Consider the following 23,183-nt stretch of genomic DNA (forward strand, 5'->3'; position numbering starts at 1 on the left):
CCGTCTACGGCACCCGGCCCGTCCGGCGCGGAGCGGCCTCCTGGCGGCAGCGCGGCGTCAGAAGGCGTCGGCACCCCCGGCTCGCCGCCCGAAAGGCGTCTGGGCGGACAGCCGTCGCGCGCGATGGCGTTCGCCGGACAGAACGAGCACATACCGGAAGACGCGCACCATGGCGGCGAGCATCGGCAGGGCCACGGAGGCGACCGACCGGGCGTCGATCTTGAAGGCCATGCGTAACATCCTCTCCCAGCGTTTCAACAGCACCACGGGGTGAGGGGAATCCGGCTCGGCGCACAGCGCCTCCAGCATGTCCCGCGCGTAGTCCGCCGCGCTGTCGGGCACGGGAGGGCAGTCCGTCGTCGTGATCGGAGCCGGGTCGCACCGAAGGAGGGTCTCCGTTTCGCGGGCGAGCGGCCAGTCGCACACGGCGCCCGGGTCGGCCGGTGACGGCAGTCGTCCGACCAGGCTGTGCCGCGGGTCGCACATCCCGTACACGAACGTGGTCAGGACGGACAGACCGCCCGGGGCGGTGGCCCCCAGGGTCCACAGGCGGTTGCAGAGCCTGTCGACGCCCTGCGGGGTGTCGTAGTACCGGTACCAACCCGTGTTGTATCCGTCCAGGTAGCGGCTGTCGAAGACCTCCTGGGTCTGGGCCGACATCTGCGCGGCCACGGACACCTCGGTGCGGCACCCGAACCCCGCCCCGTGGACGTTGAGGCCGGAGCGCACCCTCATCAGGTCACGCATGTCATGGACGTCGAGATCGCCCCTGGCGACCACCGTGCCGTCGATCAGCCGGGTGGCCATCGAGCGCAGACAGTCGGCGACCCCGTCGACGACGGTCCTCTCGTCCAGATCGTCGCTGCCCGGCAGCCCGAGGAAACCTTCCAGCTGCGGCTGGCCGTGCTTCTGACGCCGGTGCGACAGCCACACCTCCCAGGCAGCCCATATCGGTGCCGTCGACCTGCTGGAGTATCCGAGGTAGTACAGGCTGCCGAAGAGCTGCGCGACCCATACGTCGTGCACATAGCTCGCCTCGGGTGCGGCGCCGACGGTCCGCTTCTCCAGCGCCATGGTGGTTTGCGTCCCGGCACCGGACAGGACGTCTTCGGCGATGCCGACCGCCAGGATGCTCGCGGCCTGCTCGTCGTAGGTTCCGCCGCACGGACACCCGTCCGTGACACCGCTCAGCGCGATGTGGCGCAGTGCCCACGAGATGGCGGCGTCCCCGGCGGCGGTGGACATGTATCCGCGCCCCGCGCCCCACGCGCCGCGCACGATGTCCATGACCTCCGCGGTGCCGATGTGCCCGTGGTCGGCCCCCAGCACGCTCAGCAGCTTCGGCGACATGTCGACACCACCGCCGTGGAGGGCCGACGGGCGGCAGAATCGGCGCAGCATCCGATGACGCCGGCTCAGCCGGGGGTCCGCGCAGGGGCGTCCGTCGCCGCAGCCGCACGCCTCGATCGACTTCTCCACCTCCGTCCAGGTCCGTTCGGCCGACCAACGGTCAAATACGAGACCCACAAGTCCTCCAGAGCGCGACATCCCTCAGCACGTGGTCGAAGGCCCGGTCCAGGAGCCTCGCGCGGATCGCATCGCCGGCGGCGACGCCGCTGCCCGTGGGGCGCTCGTGTGCGCCGGCCGCCGAAGGGGCGACGGAAGGTACCGCACGGTGGCTGCCGCCATGCCCGACTCCCCACCCGAAAGAGGCCACGCGCCCTGCGATCCACGCACCCCCCAGGAGACCAGGCACAGGCGGCCCGCGGAAGACCGACCCGCGCCCCGGTGCGTCCACGCGTGACGAACCCGCGGCTCTGGGAAAGAAGTTCGGACCTGTGCGGTACCGCTCGGCCCACGGGTCAGCCCGCCACCTCCGGCGTCCACCCCGGATCGCGCCCGCTCAGCCCGACCGCACGGTCGAGCAGCGGGGCCTCGTCCGGGACGGGCACGACGGGGCCGAAGGCGCCGCCGCGGTCCGCCTCGTCGGCGGCCGCCCGCAGGAAGGCGTACGCCGCCCGCAGCGCCGCCGGGTCGGGTACGTACTCCTGGCCGGTGGCCCGCGCCAGGTCCCAGCCGTGGATGACCAGTTCGTCGACGGCGACGGCACCGGCGACCGCGCCGGGCAGGTCGAGGCCGCCCGCCCTGGTCATGCCGGTCCAGGCGGCCGGGTCACGCCAGGCGGCGGCGAGGCCGTCGAGCACGGCGGGGCATTCCGCACGCCATCGAGGACCGGGCTCCGAGGCGGCCGCGTCCGGCGCGGTGTCGGTCACGGGCCCCGACTCCTTGCGCGCCGCGTTCCGGAAGGCGACGGAGAGACCCGTCAGATGCCCGAGCATGTTGCGCACCGCGCATCCGGGACACGGGGTGGGATCCGTGAGCTGTTCGTCCCTCACGCCCTCCACGAGCCGGGCCACGACCCGTGTCTGCGGCCCGAGGTCGAGCGTCGTCGTGCCGGTCATCTGCGCCTCCGAGGGGTGCGTCGTCCCAACGGTGTACTCCAGAAGTGACCCGCGCCGACCGCGAAACTCATCGGTCGGATTCGATCGCGACCTGGCACTGCACGGTCGGGCCGTGTTCGGGTAAAGAGACGTCGCGGCAGCTGAGCGACCGCGAGCGGTTGGCCTCTCGCATCCCCGGGGTCTCCCGGTCCGTCAGTCATCCTGACGAGCCGTTCCTGTTTTCCGGCTCAGCGCGCGGCCAGCGCCTCCCGTACGGCCGAGAGGTCCGCGTCCGAGGCCAGCCCGGCGTGGTACAGCCGGATCTCCGTCGCGCCGTGCTCCCGCGCGCGGGCGGTGTCGGCCGCGAGTGTCCCCGGGCTGCCGCCCATGCCGGAGACGACGCCGAAGTTCGCGGCGAGGACGGCGTCCTCCCGGCCCTGCCCGGCGAACGGGGTGATCAGGCCGGGTCCGCCCGCGCAGGGCACCACGACCCCGTCCGCGACGGACAGGATGTGCGCGGGGTCGACTCCCGCGTTGGCGCCGACGTGGTAGGTCACGGGGTCGGCGTGCAGCAGCACCTGGAAACCGTCGGGGGCGGCCGCGCGGACGGCGGCGACCGCCGCCTCCTGGAGCGTGCGGGCGGTGTCGTCCCGCCACGCGCGGGTGGCCGCGGCGGTCTCCGCACCGAGCAGCTTCTCGACGCCCGCCCAGCCTTCGTCCTGCTGCGTCCCCTGCCACAGGGGCTCCAGCGCCTCGCGTACGGCGGTGGCGAGCGCGTCGGCGTCCAGGCCCTGTGCGCCGTAGCCGTCCCGGCAGGCCGGGCAGAAGCAGAGCGCCATCAGGTACTGTCCTGCGTCCCCGAGGCCGACCCCACCCGTCTTGTCGTGGGCGTGCAGATGCTGGAGGCCGTACCAGCCGAGGGACTCCAGTTCCGTGCCGCTCGCGCCCGGGCGTACGGCGGCCTCGGCGGCCAGGTCGACGAGGTACGCGCGCGTGGCGGGCTGGGCGATGCACGGCGCCCAGGGATAGCGGTCGCCGTAGGCGTTGACGACGGAGGTCTGCGGATGCTCGGCGCCCAGGCGGGAGTTGTGCGCGAGGACGACCCAGGTGTGCACCTCCAGGCCCGCGCCCGCGAGGGCCTCGGCGGCCTCGCCGTACGCGTCGCCGGGAGCCCAGTCGCCGGCCGCGTACGGGCGCAGCGCCCGGCCCTCCCAGCGGCCGTCCACCGGGTACAGCACGGCCGCGTGCTCGGCGGTGACGATGCGGTGGCGGGGGTGGCGGGGGGTGAGGGCGCGGGTGGAGTGGTAGGCGGCGGCCAGGGTCACCTGCTCCACACCGAGCGAGGCGATCCGGGCGGCGGCCGCGGGATCGCCGTTGACGTCCCAGGGATAGACGAACGTCGACGCCTTCACTTGTTCTTCTCCTCCTCCAGGAGCGCGTATCCGCGCTCGATCACCTGGGCGAGCTGCTTGAGGTGATCCTCGCCCGGTTCGTGCAGCGGCGGGCGGACTTCGCCCACGTCGAGGCCCCGCAGCCGGACGCCGGCCTTGACGAGGGAGACGGCGTAGCCGCGGCCCTGGGCGCGCAGTTCGACGAACGGACGGTAGAAGCCGTCGAGCAGACGGTGGACGGTCGTCTCGTCGCCGGTGGTGAGCGCGCGGTGGAAGGCGAGGGCGATCTCGGGGGCGAAGCAGAACACGGCGGAGGAATAGAGGGCGACGCCGATGGCGCGGTAGGCGAGCTGGGTCTGCTCCGCGGTCGGCAGGCCGTTGAAGTAGAGGAAGTCGCCGGGGACCTCGGTGCGCACGGCGCTGACGATCCGCTGCATCAGGTCGAGGTCGCCGAGGCCGTCCTTGAGGCCGATGATCCCCTCGGTGCGGGCGAGTTCGACGACGGTGCCGGGGGTGAGGACGGCGTTGTCGCGCTGGTAGACGATCACGGGGAGCGCCGTCGCGGCCGCCAGCTCCCGGTAGTGCCGCAGCAGGCCCTCCTGGGCGGCGACGACGAGGTAGGGCGGCATGGCGAGCAGCCCGTCCGCCCCGGCATCCCGCGCGAGCCGCGCGTAGCGCTCGGCGAGGGCGGTCCCGTACCCGGCGCCCGCGACGACCGGCACCCGGCCGCCGGTCTCCTCGACGGCCGCCCCTACGCACGCCTGGAACTCCTCCGGGGTGAGGGCGTGGAACTCTCCCGTGCCGCAGCAGGCGAAGACGGCGGCCGCCCCGGCCTCCACCCCTCGGCGCACATGGGCGCGGAAGACGTCGAGGTCGACGGAGCCGTCGGGGCCGTAGGCCGTCACGGGGAAGAACAGCGGTCCGCTGGGGACGCGGAGACGGGCGGAGAGAGGGGCGGCGAGCGGGGCTGACGTCACGGGCTCTCCCTGGAACGACGCGTGCGTTCTTCTGACCAGTGTCCACATTTCTGAACACGCTCACCCTATGAAGCCCTTTCCGGCCCGGTCAAGCTCGGAGGCGGCGCCACACGAGCGAAACCGCCAGGTCGGCGGCACACTTGACGCAGCATGCGGGAGATCCTTAGCGTGTCCACGCATGTGAATAGCGTCCAAGTAGACGGCCGCTGCCAAGAGTCGATCCGAGGAGACCCGAGGATGCCCGCTCCCCGCACCGTCCTGCTCACCGGCGCCGCCGGCGGCCTCGGCACGCTGATGCGGGACCTGCTCCCCCACCACGGCTACGAGCTGCGCCTGCTCGACCTGCGGCCCATCGAGGGCGAGCCGGACGCGATCGTCGCGGACCTCGCCGACCGGGAGGCCCTCAGGGAGGCCGTGCGGGGCGTCGACGCGATCATCCACCTCGCGGGCATCTCCCTGGAAGCCCCCTTCGAGAAGATCCTCAAGGCGAACATCGAGGGGACGTACAACGTGTACGAGGCCGCCCGCGCGGAGGGCGTCGGACGGATCGTCTTCGCCTCCTCCAACCACGCGGTCGGCTTCACCCCCCGCCCGCAGGGCGACGACCCCCTGATCCCTGTCGACACCCCGCGCCGCCCGGACACCTTCTACGGATTGTCCAAGTCCTTCGGCGAGGACCTCGCCCAGCTCTACTGGGACAAGCACGGTCTGGAGACGGTGTCGGTGCGCATCGGCTCCTGCTTCCCCGAGCCGACCGGTGTGCGGATGCTGTCGGTCTGGATGAGCCCCGCCGACGGCGCCCGCCTCTTCCACGCGGCGCTGACCGCCGAGAACGTCGGCCACACCGTCGTCTACGGCTCCTCCGCCAACACCCGCCTGTGGTGGGACCTCACCTCGGCGCGTGCGCTCGGCTACGAGCCGCAGGACGACTCCGAGCCGTACGCCGAGAAGCTCATCGCCGAGCAGGGCGAGCTGGACCCGGAGAACATCGCACACGCCTACCTGGGCGGCCACTTCGTCAGCGACCCGCCCATCTGGCCGTACTGACCGAAACGGGCCGGCGCGGGCCGCCTCGGTCCCGCAACGGACCTGGTCGGCGCCGCGCACCCGCTGTAGAACTTCCCTCAGGGGCCCGAACGGGCAGCGAAGGGAGGCGGGAACATGGTCCCGAGAACGGCGGAGGACCGGCAGCGGGAGATCGTGCGCGCCGCCCGCGCCACCGGCTCGGTCGACGTCGCCGCGCTCGCCACCGAACTGGGCGTGGCCAAGGAGACCGTACGGCGGGATCTGCGCGCCCTGGAGGACCACGGACTGGTGCGCCGTACGCACGGCGGCGCCTACCCCGTGGAGAGCGCCGGCTTCGAGACGACGCTGGCCTTCCGCGCCACCAGCCACGTCCCCGAGAAGCGCCGGATCGCCACCGCCGCGGCCGGGCTGCTCGGGGACGCCGAGACGGTCTTCGTCGACGAGGGCTTCACCCCGCAGCTCATCGCCGAGGCACTGCCCGTGGACCGGCCGCTGACCGTGGTCACCGCCTCCCTGCCGGTCGCGAGCGCGCTCGCCGGAAACGGCAACGTCTCCGTGCTGCTCCTCGGCGGCCGGGTCCGCGCAGGCACCCTGGCGACCGTCGACCACTGGACGACCAACATGCTGGCCGGCTTCGTCGTCGACCTCGCCTACCTCGGCGCCAACGGCATCTCCCGAGAACACGGTCTGACCACCCCCGACCCGGCCGTCGGCGAGGTCAAGGCGCAGGCCGTGCGGGCGGCGCGGCGGGTGGTCTTCGTGGGCGTGCACACCAAGTTCGGAGCGGTCAGCTTCTGCCGGTTCGCGGAGGTCGGCGTCCTGGAGGCGATCGTCACGAGCACGCTGCTGCCGGCGGCCGAGGCCCACCGCTACTCACTGCTGGGGCCGCAGGTCCTGCGCGTCTGATCCACCCGCAGGTAAGGGAACGGTAAAGCGGCCCCGTTCGTTCCCCCTGCATGACAGCTATGACCCCCGGCTCGAACATCCCTCTCCCCGTCGCGCGCGTGACGGTGGACGTCGCCGCACCGGTGCGGCTCGACGTATCGGGCCTGCTGCTCACCGCCGACGGCAAGGTGCGCTCCGACGACGACTTCATCTTCTACAACCAGCCGAGCGGCCCCGGCGTGACGTACCGCTCCGGCGGCGGAACGTCCCCCGACGCGATCACGGTCGACACCGGCGCCGTCCCCCCGGGCATCGAGAAGATCGTCGTCACCGCGAGCCCGGACGCCGCGGGCCAGACGTTCCAGGGCATCGAACCGACGGCGACGATCCGCAGCGCGGACGACAACAGCGTCCTGGCCACCTTCACACCCCCGCAGCTCGGCACCGAGACGGCCCTGGTGGTCGTGGAGATCTATCTGCGCAACGGCGCCTGGAAGGCCCGGGCCGTCGGCCAGGGGTACGCCGACGGCCTGGCCGGGATCGCGACGGACTTCGGCGTGACGGTGGAGGAACCGTCGGCACCCGCGCAGCCCGCGCCGGCCGCGACACCCGTGGCTCCCGCGGCCGCCCCGCCGATGCCCCCGGCCCCGCCGGCTCCGGCCGCCCCGGCCCCCGGCGCCGGGAAGATCAACCTGGACAAGGGCCGCGTCAGCCTCCAGAAGAACCAGACCGTCTCCCTCGTCAAGGGCGGCCGTCCGCTGCTCTCGCAGGTCAAGATGGGCCTCGGCTGGGAGCCGGCGTACCGCGGCAGCGACATCGACCTGGACGCCTCCGTCATCGCCTACGGCCCCCAGCGCAACCACATCGACAGCTGCTACTTCGGCAAGCTGTCCATCGTGAACGGCGCGATCAAGCACTCCGGCGACAATCTCACCGGCGAGGGCGGAGGCGACGACGAGGTGATCGTCGTCGACCTGGGCCGGCTCCCCCAGGAGGTCACCGGCCTGGTCTTCACGGTCAACTCCTTCTCAGGCCAGAAGTTCACCGAGGTCGCCAAGGCCTACTGCCGCCTCCTCGACGCCACCACCGGCGAGGAACTGGTCCGCTTCGACCTCACCAACGCCGAACCCCAGACAGGCGTGATGATGGCCAAGCTCATCCGCCAGTTCTCCGGCGAGTGGGACATGACGGCGATGGGCCGGTTCGTCAAGGCGAGGACGGTACGCAACATGGTGAAACCGGCGGCGGAGGCACTGTAGACATCGATCGCGTCCCAGGGCAGTCGTGACGCTGGGGCGATGGCGGTCCCCCCGCTCGAGCGACGACGGAAGTGGGGGAGGGTGGGCGCAGCGGCACCCCGCCGGCGCGGGCGAGCCAACCCACCCCCGGCCGCCGGCCCCGGCACACGGCGCCTGCCCCCCTACGCCCGCAGCCCCTCCGTCAACAGCGACACATACCGCCGAATCGCGCTCCCGTCCCCCTTCGCCAACTCCGACGCGGTGGCGACCCCGTGCGCCAGCCGCAGCACATCGATTGGCTCGACATCCCCCCGCAGCACCCCCTCCCGCTGCGCCGCCTCCACCAACCGGGTCGCCGCGTCCTTCATCCGCGTCCCGCAGACCGTCACCGCCGCCGCACTCCCATCGGTCACGGCAGACCCCAGCAGCGCCTTCATCCCCCGCACCTGGATCGTCCCGACGCACAGCTCATTGAGCCACTCCACCAGCGCCTCCCCCGGCGCCAGCTCCGAGCCCAGCTCGTCGGCGCGCACCGCGAGCGCCTCGATCCGGTCCACGTACGCCGCCTCCAGCAGCGCCTGCCGCGTCGGAAAGTGCCGGTACAGGGTGCCTGAGCCAACGCCCGCCCGCTTGGCGATGTCGTCGAGGGAGGCGCCCTCCCCATGCTCGGCGAAGGCCTCCACCGCCGCCTTCAGCAACCGCTCGTAGTTGCGGCGAGCGTCCGCGCGCATGGGTCTGACCTGCGTCATCCAGTTACTCCTTGCGAACCGGGGACTCTCTCCGTATTTTATCGAGCACTAAACGGAGACAGTCCCCGCTTATTGCGCTTGTCTCTGCGGGCTACTTCGTGCTGCCCGCATGCTCCACCACTTGACGCGGGGACACCAGACAGGGAGTACCCCATGTCCACCCCGTCCCCATCCACCTCGTCCACGACCGCCGAGCCCCCTTCCGCACCTCCGGAGTCCGCGACCCGGCTGCGCGCCGTCCTCCTGGTCATCGTCACGGCGTACCTGATGGTCGGCGTCGACTCCACCGTCGTCAACGTCGCCCTGCCCGACATCCAGCGCGACCTGGGCTTCAGCCCCACCGGCCTGTCCTGGGTGCTCAACGCCTACACCCTCGCCTTCGGCGGATTACTGCTGCTCGGCGGCCGTACCGGCGACATCCTCGGCCGCCGCCGTACGCTCACCCTCGGTGTCCTGCTCTTCGCCGGCTCGTCCCTCCTCGGCGGACTCGCCGTCGACGACGGCGGGCTGCTCGCCGCCCGCGCGCTGCAGGGGGTCGGCGCCGCACTCACCGCACCGAGCACCCTCGCCCTGATCACCACCAACTTCCCCGAGGGCCCCCGCCGCCACCACGCCCTCGGCGTCTACTCCTCCACGGCCGGCATCGGCGCCTCCATCGGCCTGGTCCTCGGCGGCATGCTCACGTCATGGGCGTCCTGGCGCTGGGCGCTGCTGATCAACGTACCCATCGGCCTCGCGGTCGCCCTCGCGCTGCCCCGCCTCGTCACCGAGACCCCGCGCCAGGCCGGCCGCTTCGACGCGCCGGGCGCCCTGACCGGCACCGCGGGGACCACCTCGCTGGTGTACTCGTTCATCCGGGTGTCGGAGGAGGGCTGGAGCGACACCCGGGCGCTGCTCGGGTTCACGCTCGCGGCCGTCCTCCTGGTCGGCTTCGCCCTGACCGAGTCCCGTGCCCAGCAGCCGATCATGCCGCTGCGACTCTTCGCCGACCGCGACCGGGCGGGCGCCTTCGTGGGCGTCCTGCTGCTTCCGGCGGGCATGTTCGGCGCCTTCTACTTCCTCACCCTGATCAGCCAACAGGTCCTGGACTACAGCCCGTTGCGCGCCGGCATCGCCTTCCTCCCCATGACGGCGGTGATGTTCACGACCGTGCGGTTCGTGCCGCGGATGCTGGCACGCTTCGGCGCCAAGCCGCTGGTCCTGACCGGCATGACCCTGCTCGCCACCGCCGGCGCCTGGCTGTGGCGCCTGCGCCCCGGCGACGGCTACGCGCCGGCCCTGCTCGGCCCGCTCGTCATCCTGGGCGTCGGCATCGGCCTGGCCCTGATGCCCCTGAACGCCACCATCCTCGCCAAGGTCACCCCCCACGAGGCCGGCGCCGCCTCCGGCCTCCTGCAGACCCTCCAGTGGCTCGGCGGCACCCTCGGCCTCTCCGTGCTGGTCACGGTCTACGGCACCGCCACCCGCGACGCCACCGGCACGCCCACCGACATCCTCACCCACGGCGCCTCCCGCGCCTTCGGAACGGCCGCCCTGATCGCCCTGACAGCCCTGCTGGTGGCGGCGTTCGCGATCCGGGGAAGGCGGAGGACGCCGACGGCCGACGCCTGATGCCTCGGCAGGCAACGTTGACGGGCAAACGTCGCCTGCCGCGACTCTAGAAGAGCGCGCTGTACGCGTTCAGCGCCGGCTGGCCGCCCAGGTGGGCGTAGAGCACGGTGGAGTCGGGGGTGATCTCGCCGCGGGTGACCAGGTCGACGAGGCCGGCCATCGACTTCCCCTCGTAAACGGGGTCGGTGACCATGCCCTCGGTGCGGGCGGCGAGCCGCATCGCCTCCAGGGTGGTGTCGTCGGGGACGCCGTAGACGCCCGCGTGGTACCGCTCGTCGAGTTCGATGTCGTCGACGGTCACCGCACGTTCCACACCGATGAGTTCGCCGGTCCGCCGGGCGATGCGGGCGATCTGCTCGCGGGTCTCGGTGGGCTTGGCCGAGGCGTCGATCCCGATCACCCGCCGGGGGCGGCCACCCGCCTCCTCCAGCGCGGCGAACCCGGCGACCATGCCGGCCTGGGTCGAACCGGTCACCGAGCACACGATCACGGTGTCGAAGAAGACTCCCGACTCCCGCTCCTGCTCGGCCACTTCGTACGCCCACCCGGCGAAACCCAGCCCGCCGAGCGGATGGTCCGACGCCCCGGCCGGAATGGCGTACGGCTTGCCGCCCGACTCCTCGACCTCCCTGAGCGCCTGCTCCCAGCTCTCCTTGAAGCCGATGCCGAAACCGGCGCGGACGAGGCGTACGTCGGCCCCGGCGAGCCGGCTGATCAGGATGTTGCCGACCTTGTCGTACACGGAGTCGGGCCACTCCACCCAACTCTCCTGCACGAGCACGCACTTCAGTCCGGCACGGGCGGCGACGGCGGCGACCTGGCGGGTGTGGTTGGACTGGACCCCGCCGATCGACACCAGTGTGTCGCAGCCCTGCGCGAGCGCGTCCGCGACCAGGTACTCCAGCTTGCGGGTCTTGTTCCCGCCGTACGCGATCCCGGAGTTGCAGTCCTCCCGCTTGGCCCATAGGGAGGCACCCCCGAGGTGGGCGGTGAGCCGCTGCAGCGGATGGACCGGCGAGGGACCGAACAGGAGGGGGTAACGCTCATAGGAGGAGAGGGACTTGGGCGCCATGGAGCCTCCTTGGCTCAGTCGGTGTCGGCCAGGTCGGCCAGAGTGCGCCAGATCTCCGCCGTGACCCGGACCGCCTCGTCCACGTCACCGTCGGCGCAGGCCTCGATCAGCCGTCCGTGCAGCCCGGCCGAACGGCAGGTGCCGCCCTCGCCGAAGCGCCGTCGCTCCAGCCGCCGGATCAGGGGGGTGTAGCGGGCGATGGTGGCGGCGGCCGCGCGGTTGCCGGCGGCGCGGACGAGGATGTCGTGCAGTTCGTCGTCGGCGACCAGGGCGGCGTCCACGACCCCGGCGCGCACGGCGGCGGCGAACCGCTCGTTGGCCGCGCGCATCCCCTCGACGTCCGCCGCGAACAGCCGGGGCACCGCGACGCGCGTGACCAGTTCGTGCATGGCACCCACCACGGCCGCCGCGTCCCGCACATCGGCGGCGACGACCGGCGTCACCCGGGTGTAGCTCTGCGGCTTGCTCTCCAGCAGCCCCTCGTCCACCAGCCGGGCGAACGCCTCCCGCACCGGCGCCCGCGACAGCCCGAGCCGCTCCGCGAGCTCGGCGTCCCGCACCACCGCGCCGGGCTCGATGGCCCCGGTCACGATGGCGTCCCGGATCGCCGCGTAAGCGCGGTCCCTGAGCAGTGTGCGGGGTACGGCCTCCATGAACTGAAATGTTAGATGTCAGATGGCGACGCGAACAAGGGGTGCCGCGTTCGCGGCCCCTCCCCACCTCGACCGGTGACCAGGACGAGACGGAAGCACCCAGCCGGTACGGGCAGGGGCCGGCCGAAGCGAGAAGAAGGTCACTCGTTCGGCGGAACGAAATCCTTACCGCTTCTGGCGCTTCCAGGGACCGGTGATCGCCAGCATGATCCCCGGGTCCTGGATGTTCGCGAACAGGGTCCGGCCGTCGGGTGAGAAGGTGACGCCGGTGAACTCGCTGTACTCCGGGTCGTCCGCGGTGCCGAGGTTGAGTTCGTTGCGGGCGATCGGGTAGGTGCGGCCGCTGTCGGTGGCGCCGAAGAGGTGCTGGACGCCCTCGCCGTCCTCGGCGATGACGAGGCCGCCGTACGGGGAGACCGTGATGTTGTCGGGGCCGTCGAAGTTGCCGTCGACGGCCGGGTCGGGGTTGACGCCGATCAGGACCTTGAGGGTGAGGGTGCGGCGCTTGGGGTCGTAGAACCAGACGGCGCCGTCGTGCTGCACGGGGCTCTCGTCACGGGCGTAGGAGGAGACGATGTAGGTGCCGCCGTCGGCCCACCACATGCCCTCCAGTTTGCGGGCGCGGGTGACCTGGCCGTCGGTGAACTGCTTGCGGACGGAGGTCGTCCTCGCGTCGCGGTCGGGGACGGTCACCCAGTCGACGCCGTACACCGTGCCGGTCCTCGTGGCGCGGGAGAGGTCGTCGACGAACTTGCCGCCGGAGTCGAAGCACTTGAAGGCCTGCAGGACGCCGGCGTCGTCGGCGAGGGTACGCAGCTTGCCGCGGCCGTGGCAGAAGCCCTCCGGCGGGGTCCAGCGGTAGAGGAGGCCGTTGGGGCCGGAGGCGTCCTCGGTGAGGTAGAGGTGGCCGCGCGCGGGGTCGACGACGACGGCCTCGTGGGCGTACCGGCCCAGCGCCTTGACGGGCCTGGGGTTCCTGTTGGCGCGACGGTCCTCGGGGTCGACCTCGAAGACGTAGCCGTGGTCCTTGGTCATGCCGTTCTGGCCGGCCTTGTCCTCGGTCTCCTCGCAGGTGAGCCAGGTGCCCCAAGGGGTGTTGCCGCCCGCGCAGTTGGTGGAGGTGCCGGCGATGCCGACCCACTCGGCGACCCGGCCGCCGGGGCGGACCTCGACCACCGTGCAGCCACCGGAGGCCGCAGGGTCGTAGACCAGGCCCTCGGTGAGCGGGACGGGGTACTTCCAGGCGGACCGCGGGCCCTTCAGTTCGTGGTTGTTGACCAGGAGGGTCGCGCCACGCGGGCCGTCGAAGGTGGAGGTGCCGTCGTGGTTGGAGGGGGTGAACTCGCCGGACTCCAGCTTGGTCTTCCCGCTGTAGGTGATGATCTCGTACGTGAACCCGGCGGGCAGCGCGAGGATGCCGTCGGGGTCGGGGATCAGCGGTCCGTAGCCGACGCCGCCGTGGTGACCGGCCGCGGTCTCCTCCGTCGCGCTCTCGGCCTCCGTGGAGGCGAGGGCGTTCGGCGCGGTGGCGAGGGCGCCGACGCTGCCCGCCAGTGCCACCCCGGCACCGGTGAGCGCGGATTGTCTGGCGAAGTCCCTGCGGGTGAGCGACATGGTGTCTCCTGAGACGGTGGGTATGCCGTGGAGGGTGGCGGACCTCGGTTCGGCGACACCGTTTCGCCCATGCCTGAACGGGAGTTGAACGGGGGGCGGCTTCGGGGGACCCGGTTCCGTGAACCCGTACGGTTTCGGTCCCTCCCTCCTCGGGCGCACCCCCGGGAAGGGTCAGCCGCCCTGCTGCGACCGCGCCTTGAAGGCCGCCTTGCGGGCCTCCTTCGCGACCCGCTTGTCGGGGTGCAGACGGCCCATCGCCTCCAGGACGTCCGGGGTCGCGGGGTGCTCGACGCGCCAGGCCGCCGCGAAGAAGCCGCTGTGCTGCTGGGCCAGCCCCTCGACGAGGGCGTGGAGTTCCTCGGAGTTGCCCTCGGCGGCGAGCTGCGCGGCCACCGTGTCGATGGTGAGCCAGAAGACCAGGTCCTCGGAGGGGGCCGGTACGTCCGTCGCGCCCAGTTCGGTCAGCCAGACGCGTGCGAGCCCGCCGAGCTCGGGGTCGTCGAGGACTTCGCGTACGGCGGGTTCGGCCTGGCCGCCGACGAGGGAGAGGGCCTGCTGGCAGCGGAGCCGGCGCAGGGGCGCGCCGGGGTCCGACCCGCGGGCCGCGGCGAGCAACTCCCGTGCCGCGTCGACGGGTTCGCGGCGGGCCAGCCACTGCTCGGTCTCGGCGCGGGCGGCGTGCGGGCCGTACCCGGCGCTGCCGTCGAGGAGCGCGTCGGCGCCCTTGTCGGCGAACTCGCCGACGGCCGGGGCCTGGAAGCCGGACTCCAGCAGGCGCGCCCGCAGCCCGTAGACGCCGAGCGGGGTGAGGCGGACCATGCCGTAGCGGGTGACGTCGGTCTCGTCGACCGGGGTGGCGGCGGGGGCCTCTTCCTCGGGGTCGGCCATCAGGGCCTCGTCGACGGGCTGGTAGACGACGAGGCCGATCGGCTCCAGGAGCCGGAACTGGTCGTCGAGGCGCATCATCGCGTCGGAGATCTGTTCCAGCATGTCGTTGGTGGGCTCACCCATGTCACCGGGGACGATCATGGAGGCGGCGAGCGCGGGCAGCGGGACGGGGCCGTCGCCGGGGCCGTCCTCGCTGGCGGTGAGCAGGTAGAGATTGCCGAGGACGCCGTTGAGGAACTCCGCCTCGCCCTCGGGATCCCAGTCCAGCTGGGAGAGGTCGACGGCGCCGCCCTCGTCCATGGCGTCCATCAGCTCGTCGAGGTCGGGTACGGCCGCGTCGGCGATCACGGACTCCAGGGCGCCGAGCCAGACGCCGAGCACGTCGTGCGGGGTGCCGCCGGTCAGCAGGGCGAGGTCGGCGCCCGCGACGACGGTGTCGGCCTGCTCGTCGACGACTTCCACGAGCCCGATGTCCATGGCGACCCGCCAGGCCTCGCTCGCGTATGCGGCCGCGTCGTCGCCGGTCAGGCCGAGTACCTCGGCGGCGGCCGGCAGCTGCTCCTCGACGAGCTGGCCCCCGGGATCGACGCGGGTGTCGGGGCCGGCCCAGCGGGCGAGCCGGGCGGCCCGGGAGAGCAACGGCGTGGACAGCGCGTCGCGCGCCAGCTCCGCTTCGGGGTGCAGCCGTACGGGCGGCAGGGGGGAGCTGTCTGACATCGGCTGGTTCTCCTAGGGCGTCGTTTCACTCAGGCGTTCAGCCTAGAGGGATTTCCACCCATCCCATCCGGTTCATCTCTCCGTCGGGAGGCATACATGGCTCAATCCTTGACAACTGGCCTGATCAAGCAGGAGATTGACGCGCGTAGAAGTTGGGGGAACGAGTGTTCACTCATGCCGTCCCCCTTTTCTACGCGCGTCAAGCACTCCCACGCTCCACCCTCGTCCCGGCGCCCACGCATGTCCCCGGAGGGATCCCGTTGCCGAGCAAGAAGTCCGCGCGCGTCGCCGCGCTCACCGTCGCCGCAGTCTGTTCCGCGGCGTCCACCGTCGTCCTGACCTCGCCCGCGCACGCGGAGACGGTGGCCGTCCATGACGTCCAGGGCACGACCCGGATATCGCCGTACGCCGGCCAGGCGGTCACGGGTGTGACCGGAATCGTCACCGGCGTACGCACCTACGGCTCGTCCAGAGGCTTCTGGATCCAGGATCCGAACCCGGACGCCGACCCGGCCACCAGTGAGGGCGTCTTCGTCTTCACCGGCTCCGCCCCGAAGGTCGCCGTCGGCGACTCGGTCACGGTGGGCGGCACGGTCTCGGAGTACGTCCCGGGCGGCGCCTCGTCCGGCAACCAGTCGGTCACCGAGATCACCAAGCCGACGGTCACCGTCGTCTCCAGCGGCAACGCGGTCCCGGCCGCCACGGTGATCGACGCGAAGTCGGTCCCGGCCGCCTACACCCCGGCCGGCGACACCGCCGCGAACAACTCCGTGGGCGGCCTCACGCTCCGGCCCGCGAAATACGCCCTGGACTACTACGAGTCCCTGGAGGGCATGAACGTCCAGGTCGCCGACGCCCGCGTGGTCACCGCGACCGACCCGTACAGCGAGCTGTGGGTGACGGTGAAGCCGCGGGAGAACGCGAGCCGCCGCGGCGGCACGGTGTACGGCTCGTACGAGTCGCAGAACACCGGCCGGCTGCAGATCCAGTCGCTGGGCCCGACGGCCGACTTCCCGGTCGCGAACGTCGGCGACACCCTGGCCGGCACCACCACCGGCCCGCTGGACTACAACCAGTTCGGCGGCTACACCCTGGTCGCGGGCGCCCTCGGCACGCTCAAGAGCGGCGGCCTGGAGCGGGAGACGACCGAGAAGCAGAAGAGGGGCGAGCTGGCGGTCGCGACGTACAACGTCGAGAACCTCGACCCCTCCGACGCCACGTTCGAGGAGCACGCCTCCGCGATCGTGAACAACCTGAAGTCGCCCGACATCGTGTCCCTGGAGGAGATCCAGGACAACAACGGCGCCAAGGACGACGGTACGACCGCCGCCGACGTCACCGTGACCAAGCTGATCGACGCGATCGTCGCGGCGGGCGGCCCGCAGTACGACTGGCGCTCGATCGCCCCGGCGAACGACACCGACGGCGGCGAGCCGGGCGGCAACATCCGCCAGGTGTTCCTGTTCAACCCGGAGCGGGTGTCCTTCACGGACCGCGCGGGCGGCGACGCGACGACGGCCGTCGGGGTGACGAAGGTGCACGGGAAGGCGCGGCTCACGGCCTCCCCGGCCCGTATCGACCCCGCGAACACCGCCTGGAACACCAGCCGCAAGCCGCTGGTCGGCGAGTTCGTCTTCCGGGGCCGTACGGTCTTCGTGATCGCCAACCACTTCAACTCCAAGGGCGGCGACCAGTCGCTGCACGCGCAGTACCAGCCGGTGGTGCGCAGCTCGGAGACCCAGCGCCACCAGCAGGCGACGCTGGTCAACACGTTCGTCAAGGACATCCTCGACGTGCAGAAGGACGCGGACGTGATCGCCCTCGGCGACATCAACGACTTCGAGTTCTCCGGCACCGCGCGGATCCTCGAGGGTGACGGCGAGCTGTGGTCGGCGATCAAGTCGCTGCCGAAGAGCGAGCGTTACACCTACGACTACCAGGGCAACCAGCAGGTCCTGGACCAGATCCTGGTCAGCCCGTCGATCCGGCGCGGCTGCGGCTTCGAGTACGACAGCGTGCACATCAACTCCGAGTTCCACGACCAGATCAGCGACCACGACCCGCAGGTGCTGCGCTTCAGTCCGTGAACCCTGTGCCGCGGCAGGCAACGTTCGCCCGTCAAGGAGCGGCGTCGTGGGGGTCCCTCCCGCTCGAGCGAAGCCGAGAGTGGGGAAGCGTGCTCTCGGCGTGCCGGGCGCAAGCCCTCGTACTGGACGTACTCGGGGTTGTGCCCGGTGCGGCGAGAGGGCGTGCCGGGCGTCGCGACGGGGCGAACGTCGCCTGCCGCGGTACTAGGGCGTGCTGAACACCTCGTTCAGCCAGCCCTGCCAGGCGGCTTCGTTCGCCTGGGCGTCGGCGTCCGCGGCGAAGTCGTGGACGCTGATCCCCACCGGGGCACCCCAGTGGTTGCGCCCGAAGATGCGGATGAGCGCGTTCTCGGTGCGCAGTCCGATGAAGTAGGGGTTCCGGTAGTCGAGTACGGCCTCGAACTCCCGCGGACCGCGCACCGTCACGCCGGCCCCCTGGGCGGTGTCCTCCGCCAGCCCGAGAGCCCGCCCGACCTGGGTGAGCGCGTCGGGTGCGGTGCTCGTCCCCGGCCCGTTGAACTGGGCGAACGTGACGGGTCGGGGCGCGAAGTGGGTGAGGTACTCGCGCAGCGTGTGCAGATAGAAGTCGGTGTGCCTGCTCGCTCCGTCGTACTGGTTGTCCCAGTCGTCGGTGAAGATGCCGCTGTGCACGTACCGCACCCAGGCGCGTCGACCGCCGTCGCGGGGCTCGATGACGTGCTCGAGCTGGTTCACGCTCTGGATGGAGAAGCCGACGTCCTCGCTGCGGATGGTGAGGTGGTGCGGCCGGTCGTACACGGTGACCGTCGACCCGAAGGCCGCCGTGCCGCCCACCTTGGGCTCGGGCGGCTCCATCGGCCAGAGGTAGCCCCCGGTGCCGTTCGTGATCGCCTCCCACACCTCTTCGGGCGTGGCGTCGACCTCGAACTCGCGGACGATCTCGAATTCCTTGTCCTGTGACATGACTGGCTCCTAGGGGTGCGTTTCCAGGGCGGCCGGTTCCTTGACCGTGGGATGGACGGCCAGCACGATCCGGTGGTCGCGTCCGTCCTCGGCGTCGGGGGCGTCGTATTTGCGGACCAGGGCGCCGACCCCGGCCGTCAGTTCCTCGATGAAGGCGGCGCGGTCGGCGGCGGAGGCGAAGCGGACCTCGCCGTCCAGGGCGTAGGTCGCCAGCCGCTGACGGGCCTTGGTGGCGCCGGTGATCAGCGAGCCGACGTCCCGCACCAGGCGGGCGCCGAGCGCGAGCAGCCAGCGCGCGGAGAGCTGGTCGCGGAAGCGGTCCGGGTCCGGCTGCACCTCGGCGAGGGCGAGCGGCGAGATCACGTACGAGGCGGCGGTGGCGCGCATCAGCCGCTCGGTGACATTGCCCTTGCGGCGCTCGCCGGCCAGTTCGACCAGGCCGTGCCGCTCCAGGGCCTTCAGGTGGTAGTTCACCTTCTGCCGCGGCAGGCCGACCTTCCCGGCCAGCATCGCCGCCGAGGCGGGTCCCGCGGCCAGCTGGGCCAGCAGCCGGGCCCTTATGGGGTCCAGGGAGGCGGCGGCGGCCTCCGGGTCCTCGATCACGGTGACGTCCAGCATGCGTCCACACTCTCACCGAAAAGTTTTTTTGTCCAGGAGGGATTACTTTTCGGTGAGGGCTCTCGCTCCGCCGACTGGACGTACGACGGCCCGGCATCCGCGCCACGCGAATGCCGGGCCGTGTGGTGTACGGGCTCGGGTGGGACTATCGCTCGGCCCGGCGCCTCCCGAGAACTCCCGCCGCCACGAGCGCCAGGGCCGCCGCACCGACGATCACGATCGGCCGCGGGTGCCGCGCCGCGAACCGCACGGGCCCGCGGATCGGGGCCGGCACCTGCCGTTCCACCCCGTGACCGGTGTGCGCCGCGTTGCCGCGAACCACGTGGCCTGCGTGCGCCGCACGGTCCTGGACGAGGTGACCTGCGCGGCCGGCCCTGTCCTGGACCGTGTGGCCCGCCCGGGCCGCGGTGTCCTGGACCGTGTGGCGGGCCTGGGCCGCGGTGTCCTGGACCGTGTGACCCGCCCGGGCCGCGGTGTCCTGGACCGTGTGGCGGGCCTGGGCGGCCGTGCTGCGGAGTTGTACCGTCATCGCGCCCGCCCGGTCCATGATGTCGGCGGCGCGGGCGCGGGCCCGGCCGCGCACGTCCGTCCGGCCCGCCAACTCCTCGACCGTGGCGCCGAGCTGGCTCCTGGTATGGGCTATCTGCCGGCGCAGGTGCGCCGCCGTCTCCCTGGTCGTGCCCTTGTCCGTCATCGGTGCGCCCTTTCCCTGATCTCCTCGACGTCGGCCCTGACGCTGCCCAGGGTCTCCTCGGGGGTGGGAGGTGCGGCCCGGCGCAGTTGCGCGCGGCCGGTCGCGGCCAGCACGGCTGCGATCGCGAACAGCACCGCCGTCACGATGAGCGCCGCGGCCCAGACGGGCAGCGTCAGCGAGAGGGCGGCGACGGCCGTGCCGGCGAGCGCGAGCAGCCCGGCGTACGCGAACGCTCCCGCGGCGCCGAGCATCCCCCCGCCGCGCCCGGCACGCCGGCCCTTCTCGGCGAGCTCCACCTTCGCGAGGGCGAGCTCCTGCCGTACGAGCCGGGAGAGCTGTTCAGTGGCCTGGCCGACGAGTTCACCGACGGTGCGGTGCCCGGCGGGCTGTGTCACGGTCACGGTGTTCCGCCTCCTCTCGGTTGCGGAACACCGGGTACCCCGGCCGGCCCCGCCTACCCCTGCGCCGTACCGTCCGGTCCGCGCCCGTCGAAGGGGCCGAGCGGGCCGGAACCGGTCGAGGCGGCCCTGCAACAGGGCCGCCTGCGCGGGGAGTTCGGGCACGCCCAGCCCGCCGGAAGCCTTCGGCTCCGTCGCCCGGTCGTGCGCCCCGGAGAGTTCCGGCCGGTGACCCGAGAGGGCGCTTCGAGCAAAGGGCAGGGCCGCGCCGAATGAACCCCACCTCTCAGAAATGCTTACCTGTACCTCGTAGCGAATTTAAGTGGAGCTTCACAGTGGTGGCGCCGAGACTACCGTCATGACGACGAACACCGCTTCCGCGCCCCCGCCCTTCGGCCGTGCCCTCTGCGCGATGGTCACGCCCTTCACGCCGTCGGGGGCGCTCGACCTCGACGGGGCGCAGGCGCTCGCCGAGCGGCTGGTGGGGCGCGGCTGCGACGGGCTGGTGCTGTCCGGGACGACGGGCGAGTCTCCGACCACCTCGGACGCCGAGAAGGCGAAGCTGGTCGCGGCGGTGCGGGAGGCGGTCGGCGAGCGGGCGTCCCTCGTCGCGGGCGTCGGCACCTTCGACACCCGGCACACCGTCGAGCTCGCCCGGTCCGCCGAGAAGGCGGGCGCGGACGGGGTGCTCGTCGTCAGCCCGTACTACAGCCGGCCCCCGCAGGACGCCCTGGAGGCGCACTTCCGGGAGGTCGCCGACGCCTCCGGGCTGCCGGTCATGCTGTACGACATCCCCGGCCGCACCGGCACCCGGATCGAGCCGGAGACCCTCATCCGGCTCGCCGCGCATCCCCGGATCGTCGCCGTGAAGGACTGCTCCTACGACTTCCTCGGCGCCCAAAAGGTGCTCGCCCGCACCGCGTTGGCGTACTACGCGGGCTGCGACGAGCACAATCTCGCCCTGTACGCGGTGGGCGGGGCGGGGTACGTCAGCACGGTCGCGAACGTGGTTCCGGAGCAACTCCGGGCGGTGCTGGACGCGTTCGACGCGGGAGACACCGGCCGGGCGGCCCTGCTCCAGCAACGGGCCACGGAACTCATCGAACTGGTGATGTCCTCGGGACTGCCCGGCACCGTCACCGCCAAGGGCCTGCTGGGCGACCTGGGACTCCCGTCCGGCCCGGTCCGCCCGCCGCTGCGGCCCGCCGACCGGAAGACGGTAGACGGGCTGCGGGCGGCCTACGAACGGCTCGTGCTCCCTGTGCCGGTCGGCTAACGGTCGGCGAAGACCGGCTCCCAGCGGCCCAGCGTGTTGTCCTTGGTCGAGCGGAAGTCGCTGAGCGGGACCTCCTTGTCGCTCTCGAGCGTCACCAGGACGAGCCGCTGGTGGTACTCGTTGCCGTCCTTGCCGATGTCCCACGCGACCAGCGAGGAGTCGTCGGCCCAGGCGAGCAGCTGCTGCCCGCGCGACTCGGTGACCGGCTCACCGGTCTTCGGGTCGAGGATCCAGGACGACGTCTTGTACTTCTCGCCCGCGAAGTCACCGGCGAGCAGCTTGCCGTCGGGTGAGAAGCCGGCGTCGACGTACCACCGCCGGTACTTCCCGTCGGCCGGCGGATCGACCTCGTCGCCCCTCCGGTCGTAGTACTGGTAGCCCGGCTCCATGGGCGTACCGGCCCAGATGAGTCTGCCGTCCCGGCTGAAGGCGAAGTCCTGGCGGCTGTTGACGGTATCGAGGTCCCCGGGCCCGCCACCCGCGCTGATCCGACTCCACTCGCTCTTCCCGGACGCCACGTCGATGACGTGGAAACCGGTGCGGTGGGACGTCGTGGCCTCGGTTTCGAAGCCACCTCCCGCCAGTTTCTTCGGGATGGGCTGCAGATCCGGGTTCTCGCTGTAGGTCGTCGCGACGAGTTCCCGTCCGTCGCGGGAGAAGGCGAGCCCGCCGACGGTGTGGTCGACCCGGATCCACCGCTTGACCTCCCCACTGGCCATGTCGAGCAGGCCGATCCGGCTCACGGGCAGGTTCTGCTCCAGGACGGCGGCGGTCTTCAGACCCGGGGCGACGGCGACCCACGACCACTTGGTGGTCTTGACGTACTTCTTCGTCACCGGGTTCAGCAGCCAGTAGGTGCGCGTCAGCACCTGCGTCTTCTTCGTCTTCGGGAGGGGCGTCGTGCCGTAGTACGCGGCCAGCGCCGTCTGCCCGGCGGCGATCATGTCACGCGGCGGCGACTGGTCCGGGTGCGCGCTGATCCGCTTGGGCTCCGGGACGTCCGCCGGACGCACGTCCCTGGTGCCGCCGGAGTCCAGCATCGGAGCCGCCACCGCGACGGCCACCACGGCGGCGGTGGCGGCCGCGAGGGAGACGATCCGACGGGTACGGCGGCGCCGGCGCAGGGCCAGCACCCGGTCGGCGAGCCCCGGTCCGGCCGGTGTCTGCTCCTCGGCCTGTTCACGCAGGGAGTCCCGCACGAGTTCGTCGACGTTCACGGACGCACCTCCACGGGCGAGAAGTCACGGGACGGCGGCTGCTCGGCGTCCGCGGGGCCGAGGGCGGCGAGTTCCGGCGCGAGGGAACGCAGCCGGGCGAGGGAGCGGTGGGTGGTGGACCGTACGGTGCCCACCGAGCACCCCAGGAGCCGGGCCACGTCGGCCTCGGGCAGATCCTCGAAGTAGCGCAGCACGAGGACGGTGCGCTGGCGGGCGGTCAGCCGGGACAGGGCCGCGCGCATCACCACCCGCAGCTCGGCGGCGGACGAGGCGTCCGGGTCGGCCAGGGGTTCCGGTGGCTCGGCGACGCTCACCTCCCGCCTGCGCCACTTCAGCCGCCAGCGGCTGACCTGCTGCCGGTACAGCACCTGCCGTACATAAGCCTCGGGTTCGTCGATGCGGTGCCACCGGCCCGCGGCCTTGGCCAGGGCGTTCTGGAGCAGGTCCTCACCGGCGTGCCGGTCGCCACCGCTGAGCAGGACCGCGGTCCTCAGCAGCGCGGAGGACCTGCTGTCCACGAAGTCCCGGAAGCTCTCCAGATCCTCGGCATCCATCGTCACCTTCTCTTCCCCCGGGTGCGGGCCCGCTGCCCGACCCCTGTGCCCCCTGTGACGCCTGCGGACGGGCGCCGCTATGCCTGCGGAACGAAGAAAATTCCGGGGTCCTGGCGCAGGCGCTGGCCTACGGTG

Annotated in this window: 21 protein-coding genes; 6 read left to right on the top strand and 15 right to left on the bottom strand. The window is 72.0% G+C overall.

Going from position 1 to position 23,183, the window contains the following annotated elements:
* Window positions 1–57: 57 nt before the first annotated feature.
* The 4 genes from ACIBVL_RS00675 to ACIBVL_RS00690 form a co-directional block, all read right to left on the bottom strand.
* Window positions 58–1,527 carry a hypothetical protein gene (locus tag ACIBVL_RS00675; RefSeq protein ID WP_399089499.1) on the bottom strand — a complete coding sequence of 490 codons (1,470 nt, stop codon included), beginning with the start codon at window positions 1,525–1,527 and terminating at the stop codon, window positions 58–60.
* Between the two features lie 335 nt (window positions 1,528–1,862).
* Window positions 1,863–2,462, bottom strand: a complete 600-nt coding sequence (locus ACIBVL_RS00680; protein ID WP_399089502.1) for a TIGR03086 family metal-binding protein — start codon at window positions 2,460–2,462, stop codon at window positions 1,863–1,865.
* A 227-nt stretch (window positions 2,463–2,689) separates the two neighbouring features.
* Window positions 2,690–3,853, bottom strand: a complete 1,164-nt coding sequence (locus tag ACIBVL_RS00685; protein ID WP_399089505.1) for a hypothetical protein — start codon at window positions 3,851–3,853, stop codon at window positions 2,690–2,692.
* Window positions 3,850–4,857, bottom strand: a complete 1,008-nt coding sequence (locus tag ACIBVL_RS00690) for a 5-dehydro-4-deoxyglucarate dehydratase (RefSeq protein ID WP_399089508.1) — start codon at window positions 4,855–4,857, stop codon at window positions 3,850–3,852. Before ACIBVL_RS00690 ends, ACIBVL_RS00685 begins: the two co-directional genes overlap by 4 nt.
* Before the next feature lie 189 nt (window positions 4,858–5,046).
* Between ACIBVL_RS00690 and ACIBVL_RS00695 the strand changes: the two genes are divergently transcribed.
* The 3 genes from ACIBVL_RS00695 to ACIBVL_RS00705 all read left to right on the top strand — a co-directional run bounded on the left by ACIBVL_RS00695 (window position 5,047) and on the right by ACIBVL_RS00705 (window position 7,979).
* Window positions 5,047–5,856 (top strand): NAD-dependent epimerase/dehydratase family protein, encoded by an 810-nt coding sequence (locus ACIBVL_RS00695; protein ID WP_399089511.1) that lies wholly within the window; start codon window positions 5,047–5,049, stop codon window positions 5,854–5,856.
* Window positions 5,857–5,970: 114 nt separating this feature from the next.
* On the top strand, window positions 5,971–6,741 hold the full coding sequence (locus ACIBVL_RS00700; RefSeq protein ID WP_399089514.1) for a DeoR/GlpR family DNA-binding transcription regulator: 771 nt from the start codon (window positions 5,971–5,973) through the stop codon (window positions 6,739–6,741).
* A 59-nt stretch (window positions 6,742–6,800) separates the two neighbouring features.
* Window positions 6,801–7,979: a TerD family protein gene (locus ACIBVL_RS00705; protein WP_399091943.1), complete on the top strand. Its 1,179-nt coding sequence runs from the start codon at window positions 6,801–6,803 to the stop codon at window positions 7,977–7,979.
* Window positions 7,980–8,140: 161 nt separating this feature from the next.
* On the opposite strand, the gene ACIBVL_RS00710 is transcribed toward ACIBVL_RS00705, so the two are convergent.
* A complete protein-coding gene (locus ACIBVL_RS00710) occupies window positions 8,141–8,707 on the bottom strand; it encodes a TetR/AcrR family transcriptional regulator (RefSeq protein WP_399089517.1) in 567 nt (188 codons plus the stop codon).
* A 153-nt stretch (window positions 8,708–8,860) separates the two neighbouring features.
* On the opposite strand from ACIBVL_RS00710, the gene ACIBVL_RS00715 reads away from it, so the two are divergent.
* Entirely contained in the window at window positions 8,861–10,318 is a 1,458-nt protein-coding gene (locus tag ACIBVL_RS00715) for an MFS transporter (protein WP_399089520.1), read from the top strand.
* A 46-nt stretch (window positions 10,319–10,364) separates the two neighbouring features.
* Here ACIBVL_RS00715 and ACIBVL_RS00720 read toward each other — a convergent pair whose 3' ends face one another.
* From ACIBVL_RS00720 to ACIBVL_RS00735, 4 genes are all read right to left on the bottom strand, one after another.
* Window positions 10,365–11,390, bottom strand: coding sequence for a 1-aminocyclopropane-1-carboxylate deaminase (locus tag ACIBVL_RS00720; protein WP_399089523.1), 1,026 nt, complete (start codon window positions 11,388–11,390; stop codon window positions 10,365–10,367).
* A gap of 14 nt (window positions 11,391–11,404) precedes the next feature.
* Window positions 11,405–12,043, bottom strand: coding sequence for a GntR family transcriptional regulator (locus ACIBVL_RS00725; RefSeq protein ID WP_399089526.1), 639 nt, complete (start codon window positions 12,041–12,043; stop codon window positions 11,405–11,407).
* Between the two features lie 165 nt (window positions 12,044–12,208).
* On the bottom strand, window positions 12,209–13,657 hold the full coding sequence (locus tag ACIBVL_RS00730; protein ID WP_399089529.1) for an alkaline phosphatase PhoX: 1,449 nt from the start codon (window positions 13,655–13,657) through the stop codon (window positions 12,209–12,211).
* Window positions 13,658–13,828: 171 nt separating this feature from the next.
* Window positions 13,829–15,262, bottom strand: a complete 1,434-nt coding sequence (locus ACIBVL_RS00735) for a hypothetical protein (protein WP_399089532.1) — start codon at window positions 15,260–15,262, stop codon at window positions 13,829–13,831.
* Between the two features lie 260 nt (window positions 15,263–15,522).
* On the opposite strand from ACIBVL_RS00735, the gene ACIBVL_RS00740 reads away from it, so the two are divergent.
* Entirely contained in the window at window positions 15,523–17,349 is a 1,827-nt protein-coding gene (locus ACIBVL_RS00740) for an endonuclease/exonuclease/phosphatase family protein (RefSeq protein ID WP_399089535.1), read from the top strand.
* 204 nt (window positions 17,350–17,553) lie between these two features.
* On the opposite strand, the gene ACIBVL_RS00745 is transcribed toward ACIBVL_RS00740, so the two are convergent.
* The 4 genes from ACIBVL_RS00745 to ACIBVL_RS00760 form a co-directional block, all read right to left on the bottom strand.
* Window positions 17,554–18,291, bottom strand: coding sequence for an SRPBCC domain-containing protein (locus tag ACIBVL_RS00745; RefSeq protein ID WP_399089538.1), 738 nt, complete (start codon window positions 18,289–18,291; stop codon window positions 17,554–17,556).
* A 9-nt stretch (window positions 18,292–18,300) separates the two neighbouring features.
* A complete protein-coding gene (locus ACIBVL_RS00750) occupies window positions 18,301–18,909 on the bottom strand; it encodes an ArsR/SmtB family transcription factor (protein WP_399089541.1) in 609 nt (202 codons plus the stop codon).
* A 145-nt stretch (window positions 18,910–19,054) separates the two neighbouring features.
* Window positions 19,055–19,603: a DUF3618 domain-containing protein gene (locus tag ACIBVL_RS00755; RefSeq protein WP_399089544.1), complete on the bottom strand. Its 549-nt coding sequence runs from the start codon at window positions 19,601–19,603 to the stop codon at window positions 19,055–19,057.
* Entirely contained in the window at window positions 19,600–20,004 is a 405-nt protein-coding gene (locus ACIBVL_RS00760; protein ID WP_399089547.1) for a phage holin family protein, read from the bottom strand. Before ACIBVL_RS00760 ends, ACIBVL_RS00755 begins: the two co-directional genes overlap by 4 nt.
* A gap of 355 nt (window positions 20,005–20,359) precedes the next feature.
* Here ACIBVL_RS00760 and dapA point away from each other — a divergent pair, with 355 nt between their 5' ends.
* Window positions 20,360–21,277, top strand: coding sequence for a 4-hydroxy-tetrahydrodipicolinate synthase (dapA, locus tag ACIBVL_RS00765; RefSeq protein ID WP_399089550.1), 918 nt, complete (start codon window positions 20,360–20,362; stop codon window positions 21,275–21,277).
* Here dapA and ACIBVL_RS00770 read toward each other — a convergent pair.
* Together ACIBVL_RS00770 and ACIBVL_RS00775 are read right to left on the bottom strand one after the other, a co-directional pair.
* On the bottom strand, window positions 21,274–22,494 hold the full coding sequence (locus ACIBVL_RS00770) for a WD40 repeat domain-containing protein (protein ID WP_399089553.1): 1,221 nt from the start codon (window positions 22,492–22,494) through the stop codon (window positions 21,274–21,276). The two genes, dapA and ACIBVL_RS00770, sit on opposite strands and share 4 nt — an antisense overlap.
* Window positions 22,491–23,048, bottom strand: a complete 558-nt coding sequence (locus ACIBVL_RS00775; protein ID WP_399089556.1) for a SigE family RNA polymerase sigma factor — start codon at window positions 23,046–23,048, stop codon at window positions 22,491–22,493. Before ACIBVL_RS00775 ends, ACIBVL_RS00770 begins: the two co-directional genes overlap by 4 nt.
* Between the last annotated feature and the right edge of the window lie 135 nt (window positions 23,049–23,183).

Source organism: Streptomyces sp. NPDC049687 (assembly GCF_044465285.1).
Taxonomy (GTDB): Bacteria; Actinomycetota; Actinomycetes; order Streptomycetales; family Streptomycetaceae; genus Streptomyces.

Coding starts and splice junctions, on each gene's coding strand:
- ACIBVL_RS00710 (WP_399089517.1), bottom strand. CDS start 8,707: ATGACGCAGGTCAGACCCATGCGCGCGGACGCTCGCCGCAACTACGAG.
- ACIBVL_RS00720 (WP_399089523.1), bottom strand. CDS start 11,390: ATGGCGCCCAAGTCCCTCTCCTCCTATGAGCGTTACCCCCTCCTGTTC.
- ACIBVL_RS00690 (WP_399089508.1), bottom strand. CDS start 4,857: ATGTGGACACTGGTCAGAAGAACGCACGCGTCGTTCCAGGGAGAGCCC.
- ACIBVL_RS00735 (WP_399089532.1), bottom strand. CDS start 15,262: ATGTCAGACAGCTCCCCCCTGCCGCCCGTACGGCTGCACCCCGAAGCG.
- ACIBVL_RS00750 (WP_399089541.1), bottom strand. CDS start 18,909: ATGCTGGACGTCACCGTGATCGAGGACCCGGAGGCCGCCGCCGCCTCC.
- ACIBVL_RS00725 (WP_399089526.1), bottom strand. CDS start 12,043: ATGGAGGCCGTACCCCGCACACTGCTCAGGGACCGCGCTTACGCGGCG.
- ACIBVL_RS00730 (WP_399089529.1), bottom strand. CDS start 13,657: ATGTCGCTCACCCGCAGGGACTTCGCCAGACAATCCGCGCTCACCGGT.
- ACIBVL_RS00775 (WP_399089556.1), bottom strand. CDS start 23,048: ATGGATGCCGAGGATCTGGAGAGCTTCCGGGACTTCGTGGACAGCAGG.
- ACIBVL_RS00745 (WP_399089538.1), bottom strand. CDS start 18,291: ATGTCACAGGACAAGGAATTCGAGATCGTCCGCGAGTTCGAGGTCGAC.
- dapA (WP_399089550.1), top strand. CDS start 20,360: ATGACGACGAACACCGCTTCCGCGCCCCCGCCCTTCGGCCGTGCCCTC.
- ACIBVL_RS00705 (WP_399091943.1), top strand. CDS start 6,801: ATGACCCCCGGCTCGAACATCCCTCTCCCCGTCGCGCGCGTGACGGTG.
- ACIBVL_RS00715 (WP_399089520.1), top strand. CDS start 8,861: ATGTCCACCCCGTCCCCATCCACCTCGTCCACGACCGCCGAGCCCCCT.
- ACIBVL_RS00695 (WP_399089511.1), top strand. CDS start 5,047: ATGCCCGCTCCCCGCACCGTCCTGCTCACCGGCGCCGCCGGCGGCCTC.
- ACIBVL_RS00680 (WP_399089502.1), bottom strand. CDS start 2,462: ATGACCGGCACGACGACGCTCGACCTCGGGCCGCAGACACGGGTCGTG.
- ACIBVL_RS00700 (WP_399089514.1), top strand. CDS start 5,971: ATGGTCCCGAGAACGGCGGAGGACCGGCAGCGGGAGATCGTGCGCGCC.
- ACIBVL_RS00755 (WP_399089544.1), bottom strand. CDS start 19,603: ATGACGGACAAGGGCACGACCAGGGAGACGGCGGCGCACCTGCGCCGG.